Genomic DNA, 12970 nt, shown 5'->3' on the forward strand with positions numbered 1-12970 from the left:
GGTTTAATTAAGCTACTTACTTGAGCTATTTGCTTCAGTTATTAGGCTTGGCTACTTACTCAACTTCAATATTCTAAAGGCGCCCTGAATAACTAAAGCAAATACGATGCTACCAATAATCAAATCAGGCGTACTAGAGTGTAACCAATTAACCAAAATCCCTGCAACAATTACCCCTAAATTGATAATCACATCGTTTGAAGTGAAAATCATACTGGCTTGCATATGGGCTTCTTCTCCTTCTTTGCTTTTCGATTTTTGTAGTAAATAGAGGCAAATCAAGTTTGCAATTAGCGCAAGAATCGATATGACTATCATGGTAGAAAAGTCAGGTAACTGCTCATTGCCAAAGAAACGTCTTAGTACTTCTAAAAAACCAAGAATCGCTAGCGTAATTTGAAAATATCCGGCAATTCTAGCAATCCGTTTTTTCTTAATGACCGTTCCACCGACCGCAAATAAGCTAATTCCGTACACCAAGCTATCTGCTAACATATCTAAGCTGTCGGCGACCAACCCCATCGAACGAGAAATCAGTCCCGTGCTCATTTCAATAATAAAGAAAGCAAAGTTAATGACCAGCACTATCCATAGTAGCTTTCTTTGCTCAGCATCTTTTTTGTGACTAGAGTCAGCATCAATTTTAAAATTATTGTTGGGATCAGAGGGGTCAATGGTTTCGGTCGAGAGTAGGGTGTCTCCTAATTTTAGGTCATGAATAGCAGTCTCTATCCCTTCTATATTGTCATGATGAAACACAGTTAATTGACGGTTAGGAATGTCGAACTCAAGATGTTCAATATTCGAGTGGCCCTCTAATTTCATTCGGATTAGGTTTTCCTCCGAAGGGCAGTCCATCTTCGATATTTTAAAAGTTGTTTTATTCATAGTTACATTTATATCCGGGTGGTGGTTCAAAAAGTAGGCTGTCTAAGTGACAATATAAAGAAAAATGGTTTCAAAAGCTATACCCCAAGGGAACCAGCTAATTCACTCTTCAAACCTATTTAAAGACTACTTAAAACAGACCACTATTAAACAACCACCTATAACAGACTCACGAAACTGTCATCTAGCCAAAAATACGCCACAATATCCAAAACAACCCTAGCATCACGACAGCGATAATCAATAGGCGTTTAGCCCAATAGGGCAGTAGGGGTTTTTTATAGCCGATATCATCGAGCTTACTATCGACACCGCGCTGCAAGCTCTTAAACCCTGATTCAGGAGGCGTAGATTTCACCCATTGTTTTTGTAGAGGCGCAGTATCTTCATTAGCGACCTCTCTATCTGAGCTAATAGCACTATTTGGAATGCCTTGCTTACTGGCGATAGAAGTGAGTTGTTGGTGTTGTTTGGTTTTGAGGGCGGCTTCATATTCATCGATACGCGCTTTAGCGGCGTCCATACTGATACCCTCGTCAGCGGCTAACGTCTTGATGGCCATGACAAGATTACCTTTTTCGATCATAATGACGACCGACTTTGGCAGTTTTTTACGGATGGCTTGAGAGCTGGCGTCTGGATTAAACATAAGGAGCCTTTTTTGATAGTAATATTTGGTCAGATAGCGTTTATTATAGCAACTCTAAAAGCGCTAAGGGACAAGCAAATCGTTACCCAAATCTTCAAAAAAAATGCTGCAACCCATTCGGATTGCAGCAAATAAAAGCTCGCTCTTTTTAAGCAACATAATGACTGTTAAATGAAGAGCGGCGTCATAAAACGCAAGTATTCACTTATAGATCTTTCCAGCGCTGGATAGACTCTTTGATCACCTCTTTGGCTTCCGCGACGTCGCCCCAAGACTCAACGACCGTAGTACCGGCTTTTTTGAGGTCTTTATAGTGACTAAAGTGGAAGTTTAGCTGGTTGATCAGCTGCTTAGGTAAGTCCTCTAAGCTGTTATAAGCGTTGCCCGTATCACGATCATCAGCAGGCACGACAACGATCTTGTCATCGACTTCACCATCATCAACGAACTTCATAACGCCGATAACTTTAGCTTTCAAAAAGATACCTGTTGGCAGTGGCTGCTCAGTGATGATTAGCGCATCAAGCTCATCGCCATCTTCGTCAAGGGTTTGCGGGATAAAGCCATAGTTACAAGGCTTAGCAAAGATTTGCGGATCAATACGATCAAGCTCGAATACAGCAAGCTCACGGTTCCATTCGATTTTGTGGCTACTACCAGTAGGTATCTCAACGACTACATTGATAACGCCGCCATCAACATCACCGGCGTCCAAAATCTGATTAAAATCTGCCATAAAGGGTCTCCAACTGTTGCTATTATTGAATATTAAAAAAGAATATTTGTGTTTATACCGCGCCATTAAACCACAAATCTCGCAGTGCTTAATGGCTGCCGAGTGCGAGTATAACAAGTTTGTATTTATTTTTCTTGTTTGCCTTAAGTCTATACTGGCACGATATTATGCAGTCTAAGACTTTGGCGGTACAGGACGCAGAGCAATATCGCCGGCGTGGCGCTGTGCAATATTATCAATAAGCATCTGGCTGACTCGCTTGTAACTGAGCGTCGCTTCGTTATTATTCATTTTGTGGTTATCCACGTCGTTATTATCAATAGAGACAAAATCTGCCAAGCGCAGCATTTGCATGCCCGCGTAACCGCAAGGGTTAATGGCGTTAAAAGCTGATAAGTCGCAGTTGATATTGAGCGCTAAACCATGATAGCTAAAACCGTGCTTTATTTTGAATCCTAATGAGGCGATTTTACCGAGCATAATATTATCAGTTGTCTGAGCTTCAGTATTAGCGTCATCGGTAACTGTCCCTGAGTAGATGTAGACGCCTGGGGCATCACGCCGGGCTTTGGCTTTAAAGTCTGATGCTGCGCTTTCACTGGAGCAGTGACTCTTGAGGCAATCATTGATCACGTCTTCTAAGGCTTGCTCTGCGTGAGAAACTAAATTGCGTACGCTCCAGCCTAAGCTGTCTAAGTCGAACAGCCAATAGATCACTAACTGGCCATGTCCATGCCAAGTCACTTGTCCGCCGCGATCGGTTTGAATGATAGGGGTATCTGTTTGCTGCAATATGTGCTCGGGTTTGCTGGCTTGACCTAAAGTATAGACATCGTTGTGATCGACAATCCATAGCTCATCGGGGGTCCGCAGCCCTTGCTGTTGTTTCACTTCGATGCGCTTGAGTATGCTTGCGCGCATTGCATCGCTCGTTGCCACATAATCAGCATCAGCAAAGGTGCGACTAATCAGAGTATCACTAAGAGGCTGCATAAGTCTCGCTATTTTAGAGGGTGTAGAGTGAGGTATATCCTCATAATAAAGGCTAAAAATAATCATTAAGTGTAGCAGTTTTTTTTATCTAATGAATATAGATATAGCGGTAAATTAAGTGCTTTTATGAGCTTAAGACAAAATTAGTAGCCGTTTTTAGTGCTCGTGTTTATATAGTACTACTTTAGCGCTCATGTATATCCGGTAACAAAATGATTAGCTGATGCGAACCTATAAGTCTGATAATCGTGCTTTTCATTCGCCAGTCAATACGCTACATTAGAGAGCAACCCGCTAGTGCGTCTTGACGCTAGCTTTTATGACAAGGATGACAAATGACAGATACACAGCAAAACAACTATCAGGCCGATGATCAGATTATTGAGCAAACACGTCATCATATGGCAAACGAGACGAGTCAGTCGCTGAGCATTGCAACGACCATTGATGAGATGCACGCGCAGTTTTCGCACTTATACAAGCTAAGTCGCGATCAGCCTATCAATGATTGGGCCACTCGCGCTGAGCAATTGGATAACTTGGAGCTGATGCTAAGCGAAAGGCAGGATAGCTTAGCGCAAGCGATCAGTGCCGATTTTGGCTATCGTAGTGAGTCTGAGACGCAATTTGCAGAGCTATTCCCAAGCTTTACCGGTATCAGTCACGCTAGAAAATACGGCAAAAAATGGATGAAACCGCGCCGTGCTTCCATCTCAGCACTTTATATGCCCGCTCATAATGAGATTCAGCCGCAGCCGCTAGGCGTGGTTGGTATTATGGTGCCTTGGAATTACCCGTTATTTTTGGCGGTAGGGCCGATAATAGATGCGCTTACGGCAGGTAATCGCGTCATGGTAAAAATGAGTGAAGCGGCGCCGAAATTTGCGCAAGCGTTTGCAGAGGCCGTGGCGCGCTATTTTTCGCAAGATATGGTCTGCGTAGTGTTAGGGGAGGTTGATATTGCTCAAGAGTTCAGCAAGCTGCCCTTTGACCATTTGCTCTACACTGGCTCAACCGCTGTCGGCAAAAAAGTCATGGCAGCTGCTGCGCCTAATTTGACGCCAGTGACGCTTGAGCTTGGCGGTAAGTCGCCGGTTATTGTGCTAAATGGTGCTAATCTTGAGTCAGCGGTTAACCGCGTGATGATGGGCAAAACTCTCAATGCGGGTCAAACCTGTATCGCACCTGATTATGTGCTAGTACAGCGTAAAGATCATGAGGCGTTTATCCGCTTAGCCAAAGAGTGGATGGATAAGCACTATCCTAATATCGCGGATAATCCAGACTATTCACGGATTATTAATAATCAACAGTTCAAACGCGTGAAAGGCTATCTCGATCAGCTGCCCGGTGAGGATGTGCATCTACTAACCGATGCCGAGCCGAATATCGACACGCGCTTGATGCCGCCGATTATCGTCAGCGAGCCTAACGATGATAGTGAAGTGATGCAAAATGAGATCTTTGCTCCTGTGCTGCCGCTAGTGCACTATGACACGCTAGAAGACGCTATCGATTATGTCAATGCGCGTCCGCGTCCTCTTGCATTGTATGTCTTTGGCGATGATCAAAATGAGATTGAGCAAGTGCGTTCACATACCGTATCAGGCGGCCTATGTATCAATGAAGTAATATTGCACGTCGTGCAGCATGATTTACCGTTTGGCGGTGTTGGTCATTCAGGTACGGGTGCTTATCATGGCCAAGCAGGATTTGAGCGCTTGAGCCATATGAAGCCTATTTTTGTACAAAATAAATTAAATGGTATGAATTTACTATTGCCGCCTTATGGTGGTTTTTTCAAAAAAGCAATGGGCTTAATGCTGAAATAGCTCTTTTTAAATGAATAAAATAGGGCGTGTTGAACATTCGACCATGGCACTGACAGCGACTATTTTTTAGGCGATTCGATGTTAAAAATAATAAGTTTAGTCATTCTAAGCGCTTATTTTTAACGATGAAGCGGCAAAAAAGAGTCCTGTCCCTGTTGTTGTCGTGAGGGCTGATGCTAAAATTGCCCCATACTGCGTTACAAATCTCGCTAAGGCATCTGCATTATCGTCGCTTTGTGCCTTGTCTGGAACAATTTTAGCGATCAGCAGTGCCTATTTGCGAATGTTCAACACGCCCTAATAAAATAGCGTTTATTTTGATAAGCGCTATTTTTTTGAAAAAATACTGTCAAAACCTGCAAAGGTTCTACATATAGTCAATCAATATTAAAAGTGGTACAAGGCAGACGAGTGCAAGTACTACAGTAGTAGGCTAAACGAGTCTAACGCTGTAACACTTTAATAGTGGTTCGACTATACTATTCATTACTCATATTTCATACCCATCTTTTATGGCGCTGCGATTACCGTCTCATAGCTACCAGCGAAAGGCTATACAAGCTAATAGTTATAAACATAAATAGTCATAAAAGCTCGCTTTGATCATAAGTAGTCATCGCTAAAACCATATATAGGATTTATTATGCGCCAATGTATTGCTTTTAGCTTACTCCTATTAAGCTCACTATTACTGCCTTTATCTGCCTCGGCTGCAGCTTCCACATCGTCTTGTGAGACCCCCATTAAGTTTGGCGCGCTTACTTGGGAGAGCGGGCAGTTCACTACAGGCGTCCTCAAGTACATTACTGAGAGCGGCTACGGCTGCGTCGTTGAAGAAGTACCAGGAGCGGGGCCAGCGCTTGAGAACGCGCTATTGCAAGATGACATACAAGTCATCGGCGAGCAGTGGATAGGACGCTCACCCATCTTAGAGCAAGCTATTGAAGACAATAAAGTGACGATCATTGGCGATACGCTAAAAGGCGGCGCGACGCAAGGCTGGTATGTGCCGCAATACGTAATGGACGATAATCCTGGTCTACGTCATTATCAAGACTTGCCAGAGTACGCTGAGCTATTCACTGATCCTGAAAGCCCTGATGAAGCCCGTTTTATGAATTGTCCTGCAGGCTGGACTTGTGAGATATTCAATGTGCGTCTACTCAAAAACACCGGCTTAGATCGTATCTTTAATATCACAAGCCCCGGAACAGGAGCGGCGCTCGACGCTGAGATCTCCTCCGCCTTTGAGCAGCGTAAGCCGTTGTTGTTTTATTACTGGCAGCCGACAGGACTGATGGCGAAATACGACTTTGCAGCGCTCAAGTTCCCTGAACACGATAAGAGCTGCTGGGATGATCTATTATTAGCCAATGGTACCTCCGACTGTGTGACTGGGTTTCCTGTGTCACCTTTAGCGATTGCGGTATCGACGCCATTTCTCGATAGCAATCCAGAGCTCAGCCAAGCCTTCAAAAAAGTACAGTTCACTCCAGACCAGCTCAATGGCGCGATATTGGAGATGAGCGAAAATAAGCGTAGCGGTGATGAGCAGGCCTTGCTGTTTTTGCAACAAAACCCTGACATTTGGCAAAACTGGCTCTCTGCAGAGGCTGCCACGGCATTGGCGACTGATCTAGATATTCGTTTGACAGGTACGACTGCTGGAGATACTCGTATTGACTCGCCGCTAAATGATGAAACGGCATCAGATAATTTACTAGGGCTATCGTCAAGCTTCCCAGAATGGTCGCTTGAGACCCCGCTGAATAAGGCGCTAGCAACGGTAGTAAGAGATTACGGAGAGGTGTTTCGTGGTATTAGCAGCGTAACCTTGACTTATTTATTATTGCCTATTGAGCGCTTGTTAACCGTCATTCCCCCTTGGCTGATTATCGCTTTAGTGACGGTATTGGCTTGGTTTGGGGTGCGCAAAATATGGTTCGCTGTCGCTTGCGGCGTAGGGCTGTTTTTGATTGGCGCATTTGGGCTGTGGGGCGCTTTGATTGATACCTTGGCGCTACTGATTGTCTCAGTGCTCATCACGGTCGTCATCGGTATACCTATCGGGATTGCGATATCAGGGAGTGCCTTATTACGCAAAATTGTGACCCCCATTCTCGATGTTATGCAGACTATGCCAAGCTTCGTTTATCTGATTCCAGTGCTGATGCTGTTTGGTATCGGTAAAGTGCCGGCGTTATTTGCCACCATAATATATGCGCTGCCACCTTTGATACGTTTGACGACGTTAGGTATTACCCAGGTCAATCATGAAATGATCGAAGCGGGCCGCTCATTTGGTAGTACACACTGGCAGCTACTGATCTGGATTAAACTGCCGCAAGCGCTGCCGAGTATTATGGCAGGGATTAATCAGGCGGTGATGATGTCGCTTGCGATGGTAGTACTAGCTTCAATGATTGGCGCGCCGGGACTGGGCGAAGATGTGCTGCAATCTATTCAAACGCTCAATATCGGTCAAGGTTTGCAGGCAGGTACGGCGATTGTCATTGTAGCGATTATTATTGACCGTATCAGCCAAGCATTTGGTCAAGGTAAGCGCGCGCGGCAAAAGACCATCGAAGAAGGTCGCCGCCCAACGATAGGTTAAGCTGACCTTTTTATTCGCCCTTATGAGCAACAACTAAATAGCAAACACGGGCATAAATAATAACTATTGAGAAAAATGATGGATCATATCAAATTAGAAAATATCAGTAAGATTTATAATGCAAGCCCAAAGCAAGCACAGTCTGCCTTAGACTTATTGGCTGACGGAATGGACAGTACGCGTGTGAAAGCACAAACCGGCTATTCGGTCGGGCTATACGATGTCAACTTAGCGATAAAGGCCGGCGAGCTACACTGTATTATGGGTTTGTCGGGTTCAGGTAAATCAACGCTGATACGCCATCTTAATCGCTTGATTGATCCGACTACTGGCAAGATTTGGGTCAATACCGACATGCGAAATGACAAAGCTGCTAACATTAGTAAGCCCGCGGCTGCCGATACACATACGAGCCATTCAGCCATAAATATCTTAGATCTGGATGATAAAGGTTTGCAGCAGTATCGCCAGCATACGGTCAGCATGGTGTTTCAGCATTTTGGTCTGATGCCGCATATGACTGTGCTACAAAACGTCGCTTACGGACTGCGCGTACGCAAAATGAGTGTCAGCGAGCGTCATGAGATTGCTCGTCATTGGTTAGCTGAGGTTGGTCTGCCTAATTTGGAGAGCAGCTACCCGGATGAATTATCGGGCGGTATGCAGCAGCGGGTAGGGCTGGCGCGCGCTTTAGCCACAGATAACCCGATACTGCTGATGGATGAAGCCTTCTCCGCACTCGATCCGCTCATCCGTGGCCAATTGCAAGATCAGCTATTAGAGCTACAGGCTCGGCTGCATAAGACCATCGTCTTTATTACTCATGATATCGATGAGGCAGTCAAAGTCGGGCAGCGCATTAGCATTTTAAACGGCGGACGCTTAGTACAAACCGGCACACCAAATGAGCTGCGAGACAGTCCTGCCGATGACTATGTCGCGCAGTTTATGAGTGCGAAGCACTAAAGCGATAATAAATAAAGATAGCTACCGCGAAAGAACCTGCCTGCTTAAAGGCGGGTTTTACACGCTATATTTTAAAGTGAGTCTCTTCTCTGGTTAACACAATCTTAATGCCTAGATAGTCGTATTAACATTAGCTCATTGTTTTAGCCTCGTAATGCTCGTAATATGAGGCTAAAATAAGTCACCCAAAGTAAACCAAAGCAAAAAAATTCAACGAAAGCTCGTTTTATCTACGATATCTTATCCAAAGTCCTTTTCAAGTCGTCTCTAGCTTTTCAATGATTGGTCTGTATTTTGGTCATTTTTTATCCCTATCAGTGTCAAGCCGCAATTAGGGTACGCGCCGTTAATGAAGTTGCTCCAGTCATGAGTGTATGCTAACGGTTTTGAGGTTATTAAGCGGCAGATAAGCAAATGCTAGATAATGGCGTTATACTTAAGCTCTGTTTTGTTTACTGCTATTGTTTGCTAGAAAACTCTTTATTATAAAATCCACACGCTAAGGTTACCGTATGGCTGTTACTCATACCCCAATTATCACCTCTTTGTTAGACAATGATCTCTATAAGTTCACTATGCTACAAGCAATGCTGCATCAGTTTCCGCAGACGCATGGGGTGTATCGTTTTCGCTGCCGCAATAATAATGATGCTGCTTATCCGCTAGCGACCATCAAAGAATCATTAGAGCAGCAGCTAGATAGTCTTTGTGAACTGCGGTTTTTGCCTGACGAATTAGAGTACTTACGAACCTTACGCTTTATGCGCTCAGACTTTGTCGATTATTTAGAGCTATTTCAGCTCAAGCGTCGTTTTATTACCGTCAGTACTGATAGTAAAGGGCGTTTATTCATCGATATCGAAGGGCCAATGATTCAAGCGATGTTTTTTGAGGTATTTGTACTGGCTATTGTCAATGAGCTATATTTTAATGCTTTATCTAATCCGCAAGTGATCGCCGAGGGACAGCGCCGTTTAGATGCTAAAGTGGCTTTGCTACATCAGTATGCCGAGCAGCAAGTCAATAATGAGAGTGATACGCCGCCCTTTATCGTTGCGGATTTTGGTACGCGCCGGCGCTTTAGTAAACGCTGGCAAGCGCACGTGGTCAAGACCTTGCATCAGGCTGAGCCCAATATTATCAGCGGCACGTCCAATGTATTGTTAGCCAAGACACTGGAGATGACGCCAATAGGTACGATGGCGCATGAGTTTATGCAAGCGTTTCAGGCCTTAGACGTGCGTTTGCGTAACTCGCAAAAGGCGGCATTAGAAGCTTGGGTGCATGAATATCGTGGCGATTTGGGTATCGCTTTGACTGATGTGGTAGGCATGGATGCGTTCTTACGCGATTTTGACTTGTACTTTGCCAAGCTCTTCGATGGCCTGCGTCACGATAGCGGCGATCCTTATATTTGGGGTGATAAAGCCATCGCTCATTATAAAAAACTAAAAATAGATCCAAAAACCAAGATTATTACCTTCAGTGATGGCTTAAACCTAGAAAAAGCCTGGGAGCTGCATCAGTACTTTAAGGATCGGATCAAAACCAGCTTTGGTATTGGCACGAATCTCACTAATGACATGGGTCTGACGCAGCTCAATATTGTACTCAAACTAGTAGAGTGTAATGGTCAGCCGGTAGCGAAAATATCAGATAGCCCTGGCAAAACCATGATCAATAATGACACTTATTTGGCGTATTTACGGCAAGTGTTTGAGGTTGATGACCCGGAGTAGCGTAATAGTTTAGCTTTATATTATTTATGTAGGCTGGGTTTTTAACCCAGCAAATTCTTATTTGAAGTTGTAATGTCGAAGAAGAGTGGATAAGTCTAATCAGTCATCTTCATCAGTGACGACGACTTCCTCAGCAAAAGCAGCATCTAACGCTTGCTGCACGGCATTGATACGCTCTTCGCAGACGCGATAAGCGGCGATAGACTCTTCAACCGTCGTCATTAGGTTGTCGATATCTGGCTCGTCTTGCTGTTGTAATTCTGCAGCATTGGTTTTTAGAATATCATAGGCCGCCTTAAAGGTTTTTGGGGCGGCTTTTTTACGTCTACGAGTCGAAGTGGCCATAGGGTTTCCTTTACTATTTTAAATTAAAAATCACTGTAAATTGTCATGAGTGGGGCTATAAGCTTCTAAGCTTTTGACACTTAAGATCTGCGCGGTCGCTTGCCCATCTTTTAGCATAATGTTGATGGTTTGATCAGCATAAAGCTGGCTGCTACTAGTCAATACCTGCTGACCTTTATTGTCCATTAGCATGCTATAGCCTTGTTTTAGCACTCGCGTAGGCCGATGCAGTAGGACGATATCACGTAGATGTTCACTATCGCGCTGAGCTTGTGCTAGCTGCTGCTCGCTACTATGCATTATTGTTTTTCGATGATTTTTGGCGGCAATACTAGCCGCCGTCAATTGCTGATGCGCGCCTTGCTTGATTTGAGCTTGCCAGTCGCTAGTCACTCTAGCCGCTTGTTTGACTTGTCGCTGCGCGCTTTGCTGAATACTTTGCCAAGCGTAGTTGCTGTCTTTTTTCAGCGCGGTGAGTTGCCCGATAGTCTGTGATTGCAGTTGGCTGAGTTGTCTGACGCTTTGCTGCTGAGCGACTTTGAGCTGACGCTGCGCTGCTTGCTTGATCTGTGATTGATAGTTCAAAGTTTGCGCTATTAGGCGAGCTAAGTGAGCGATAATCGCCGCTATCACTTTAGATGGCGTATCAAAGCTGCTATGTGCTACTTCATCAAGGATGACTTTGTCGCGCTCATGGCCAATACCGACCCAAACTGGCACTGGCTGCTCAGCGACCAAGGCGGCAAGTTCGTAGTCATTGAGGTAAGCTAAGTCGCCAACCGCGCCGCCGCCGCGAATGATCACCAGTAGATCAGGCAGGCGCTGATAACTATCAAAAAAGCGCTGCTGAGCGCTGACGATCGCTTGACGAATCTCGGCGGGCGCATGATTGCCCTGAAAGGTAGCGTGATGATAATGAAATTGACAAGCGCCCGTATTAGCAAGACGATCGGCGTCCGCTTGAAAATCGCCTAATCCGGCGGCTTTTTCTGGGGCAATGACAATCACGTGCTCTATATCAAAAGGGGACTCTAGCTGCTGATTGAGGTGCATCAGGCCTTCACCGCTCAAGCGATCGACCATCTGCGCGTATTGCCGTGCCAAATCTCCTAGGGTATAGCTCGGATCAATATCTTCAATCGTCAAGGAAAAGCCATACTGAGGATGAAAGTTCGCTGATACTTTAAGTAAGACGGTCAGATCACGGCTGAGCGCCATACCCGTCGCGCGTTCAAACTTAGCGAGTACACGCGCCGCTTTAAAGCGCCAAAGGTTGCCTCGGCAGCTAGCAACGACTTTGCCGTCATCGTCCTTTTCGGCCAATTCAAAATAATAATGGCCGCCTTTGCTCGAGAGGTTGCGAATTTCAGCTTTAACCCAAACTCGGTGGGCAAAGGTTTGTTTAACCACCATCTCAACCGCGCTTAAATAATCACTAAGTCGTAGCACGGTATCTTCAAGATTGTTTTCTAAACTACTCTCGACCTCGGCCAACTCTGCTTCCAAAGTCGCTAAATCTTTGGCAGGCGTTAAAGTTTTTGCATTGCATGATTTAACAGAATTAAGGTTAGGTTTGCGCATAGAATCAGACCGAATAGGGAATATAAAATGAAGAGGTAATGGTAAGCTAAACCATATTAAATTGAAACAATAGCAAACAGCCAAACTGGTTTTGCCACGATATTAGAGCCTTCTACTTTACCTCAAAATCTAAGGCTAAGCGAAGCCAAGTTGATCAAAAGATCCAAGCTTGCAAGAGAGAGCTTAGGTATGTCAAAAAAAGATCAAATGCTCGTTAGGCCTGCGTCTTTACTGACAGCGAAAACTAATCATATATTCATAATCATCGTCGCGTGCTAGCTCAGGCGAGCCAGTCCCTAGTATAGCACCTACCATCGCGCCAGCTTGCCCGACCATGCGTCCAGTACGCTCATTCAAAATCCCATTATATCTAACGGTGTCTTTGACGACGATGACTTGTTTACCGCGACACGTTTTATCAGCGGTAGCAATGGCATTTTGCTGAGCTTGTATCTTGGTTGCGCCAAGGCCTGTGGTTTCATAAGTGGAGTCAGCACGCTGAATAACAGGGGAGGAAGGCGTACTCTGACAAGCGCTCAGCGCTAGTGCTACGATCATCGTTGACGCTAGAAGCGCTGTTTTTCTAGTAGAGCCGAGATTGTGGGACTGATCATTGGATTGATTATA

Annotated in this window: 11 protein-coding genes; 4 read left to right on the plus strand and 7 right to left on the minus strand. The window is 44.9% G+C overall.

Features of this window, described 5'->3' with window-relative positions; translation table 11 throughout:
• Window positions 1-51: 51 nt before the first annotated feature.
• From JMY03_RS07290 to lipB, 4 genes are all read right to left on the minus strand, one after another.
• Window positions 52-888: a cation transporter gene (locus tag JMY03_RS07290; RefSeq protein WP_057758797.1), complete on the minus strand. Its 837-nt coding sequence runs from the start codon at window positions 886-888 to the stop codon at window positions 52-54.
• Window positions 889-1072: 184 nt separating this feature from the next.
• The gene (locus tag JMY03_RS07295) at window positions 1073-1537 is read right to left on the minus strand and encodes a hypothetical protein (protein WP_201602535.1); all 465 of its coding nucleotides are present in this window, start codon (window positions 1535-1537) and stop codon (window positions 1073-1075) included.
• Between the two features lie 205 nt (window positions 1538-1742).
• Complete coding sequence (locus tag JMY03_RS07300; RefSeq protein ID WP_025644142.1) at window positions 1743-2273, minus strand: inorganic diphosphatase; 531 nt, start codon at window positions 2271-2273, stop codon at window positions 1743-1745.
• Between the two features lie 174 nt (window positions 2274-2447).
• Window positions 2448-3266: a lipoyl(octanoyl) transferase LipB gene (gene lipB / locus JMY03_RS07305; RefSeq protein WP_201602537.1), complete on the minus strand. Its 819-nt coding sequence runs from the start codon at window positions 3264-3266 to the stop codon at window positions 2448-2450.
• A gap of 401 nt (window positions 3267-3667) precedes the next feature.
• On the opposite strand from lipB, the gene JMY03_RS07310 reads away from it, so the two are divergent.
• The 4 genes from JMY03_RS07310 (at window position 3668) to pncB (ending at window position 10417) form a co-directional block, all read left to right on the plus strand.
• A complete protein-coding gene (locus tag JMY03_RS07310) occupies window positions 3668-5098 on the plus strand; it encodes a coniferyl aldehyde dehydrogenase (protein WP_390880188.1) in 1431 nt (476 codons plus the stop codon).
• 643 nt (window positions 5099-5741) lie between these two features.
• Window positions 5742-7712, plus strand: a complete 1971-nt coding sequence (locus JMY03_RS07315) for a glycine betaine ABC transporter substrate-binding protein (protein WP_201602541.1) — start codon at window positions 5742-5744, stop codon at window positions 7710-7712.
• Window positions 7713-7790: 78 nt separating this feature from the next.
• Window positions 7791-8678 (plus strand): ATP-binding cassette domain-containing protein, encoded by an 888-nt coding sequence (locus JMY03_RS07320; protein ID WP_201602544.1) that lies wholly within the window; start codon window positions 7791-7793, stop codon window positions 8676-8678.
• Between the two features lie 512 nt (window positions 8679-9190).
• Window positions 9191-10417, plus strand: a complete 1227-nt coding sequence (gene pncB, locus JMY03_RS07325; protein WP_201556661.1) for a nicotinate phosphoribosyltransferase — start codon at window positions 9191-9193, stop codon at window positions 10415-10417.
• 99 nt (window positions 10418-10516) lie between these two features.
• On the opposite strand, the gene xseB is transcribed toward pncB, so the two are convergent.
• The 3 genes from xseB to JMY03_RS07340 all read right to left on the minus strand — a co-directional run bounded on the left by xseB (window position 10517) and on the right by JMY03_RS07340 (window position 12901).
• Window positions 10517-10762 carry an exodeoxyribonuclease VII small subunit gene (gene xseB / locus JMY03_RS07330; RefSeq protein ID WP_025644148.1) on the minus strand — a complete coding sequence of 82 codons (246 nt, stop codon included), beginning with the start codon at window positions 10760-10762 and terminating at the stop codon, window positions 10517-10519.
• A gap of 30 nt (window positions 10763-10792) precedes the next feature.
• Window positions 10793-12343: an exodeoxyribonuclease VII large subunit gene (gene xseA / locus JMY03_RS07335; protein ID WP_201602547.1), complete on the minus strand. Its 1551-nt coding sequence runs from the start codon at window positions 12341-12343 to the stop codon at window positions 10793-10795.
• 228 nt (window positions 12344-12571) lie between these two features.
• Window positions 12572-12901 (minus strand): hypothetical protein, encoded by a 330-nt coding sequence (locus JMY03_RS07340; RefSeq protein ID WP_037058683.1) that lies wholly within the window; start codon window positions 12899-12901, stop codon window positions 12572-12574.
• Window positions 12902-12970: the final 69 nt, after the last annotated feature.

The sequence above is a fragment of the Psychrobacter submarinus genome, assembly GCF_904846685.1.
Taxonomy (GTDB): domain Bacteria; phylum Pseudomonadota; class Gammaproteobacteria; order Pseudomonadales; family Moraxellaceae; genus Psychrobacter; species Psychrobacter submarinus.

Excerpts from the sequence above, each read along its gene's own strand:
- JMY03_RS07290 (WP_057758797.1), bottom strand. The coding sequence starts at position 888 with ATGAATAAAACAACTTTTAAAATATCGAAGATGGACTGCCCTTCGGAG.
- JMY03_RS07295 (WP_201602535.1), bottom strand. The coding sequence starts at position 1,537 with ATGTTTAATCCAGACGCCAGCTCTCAAGCCATCCGTAAAAAACTGCCA.
- JMY03_RS07300 (WP_025644142.1), bottom strand. The coding sequence starts at position 2,273 with ATGGCAGATTTTAATCAGATTTTGGACGCCGGTGATGTTGATGGCGGC.
- lipB (WP_201602537.1), bottom strand. The coding sequence starts at position 3,266 with ATGCAGCCTCTTAGTGATACTCTGATTAGTCGCACCTTTGCTGATGCT.
- JMY03_RS07310 (WP_390880188.1), top strand. The coding sequence starts at position 3,668 with ATGGCAAACGAGACGAGTCAGTCGCTGAGCATTGCAACGACCATTGAT.
- JMY03_RS07315 (WP_201602541.1), top strand. The coding sequence starts at position 5,742 with ATGCGCCAATGTATTGCTTTTAGCTTACTCCTATTAAGCTCACTATTA.
- JMY03_RS07320 (WP_201602544.1), top strand. The coding sequence starts at position 7,791 with ATGGATCATATCAAATTAGAAAATATCAGTAAGATTTATAATGCAAGC.
- pncB (WP_201556661.1), top strand. The coding sequence starts at position 9,191 with ATGGCTGTTACTCATACCCCAATTATCACCTCTTTGTTAGACAATGAT.
- xseB (WP_025644148.1), bottom strand. The coding sequence starts at position 10,762 with ATGGCCACTTCGACTCGTAGACGTAAAAAAGCCGCCCCAAAAACCTTT.
- xseA (WP_201602547.1), bottom strand. The coding sequence starts at position 12,343 with ATGCGCAAACCTAACCTTAATTCTGTTAAATCATGCAATGCAAAAACT.
- JMY03_RS07340 (WP_037058683.1), bottom strand. The coding sequence starts at position 12,901 with ATGATCGTAGCACTAGCGCTGAGCGCTTGTCAGAGTACGCCTTCCTCC.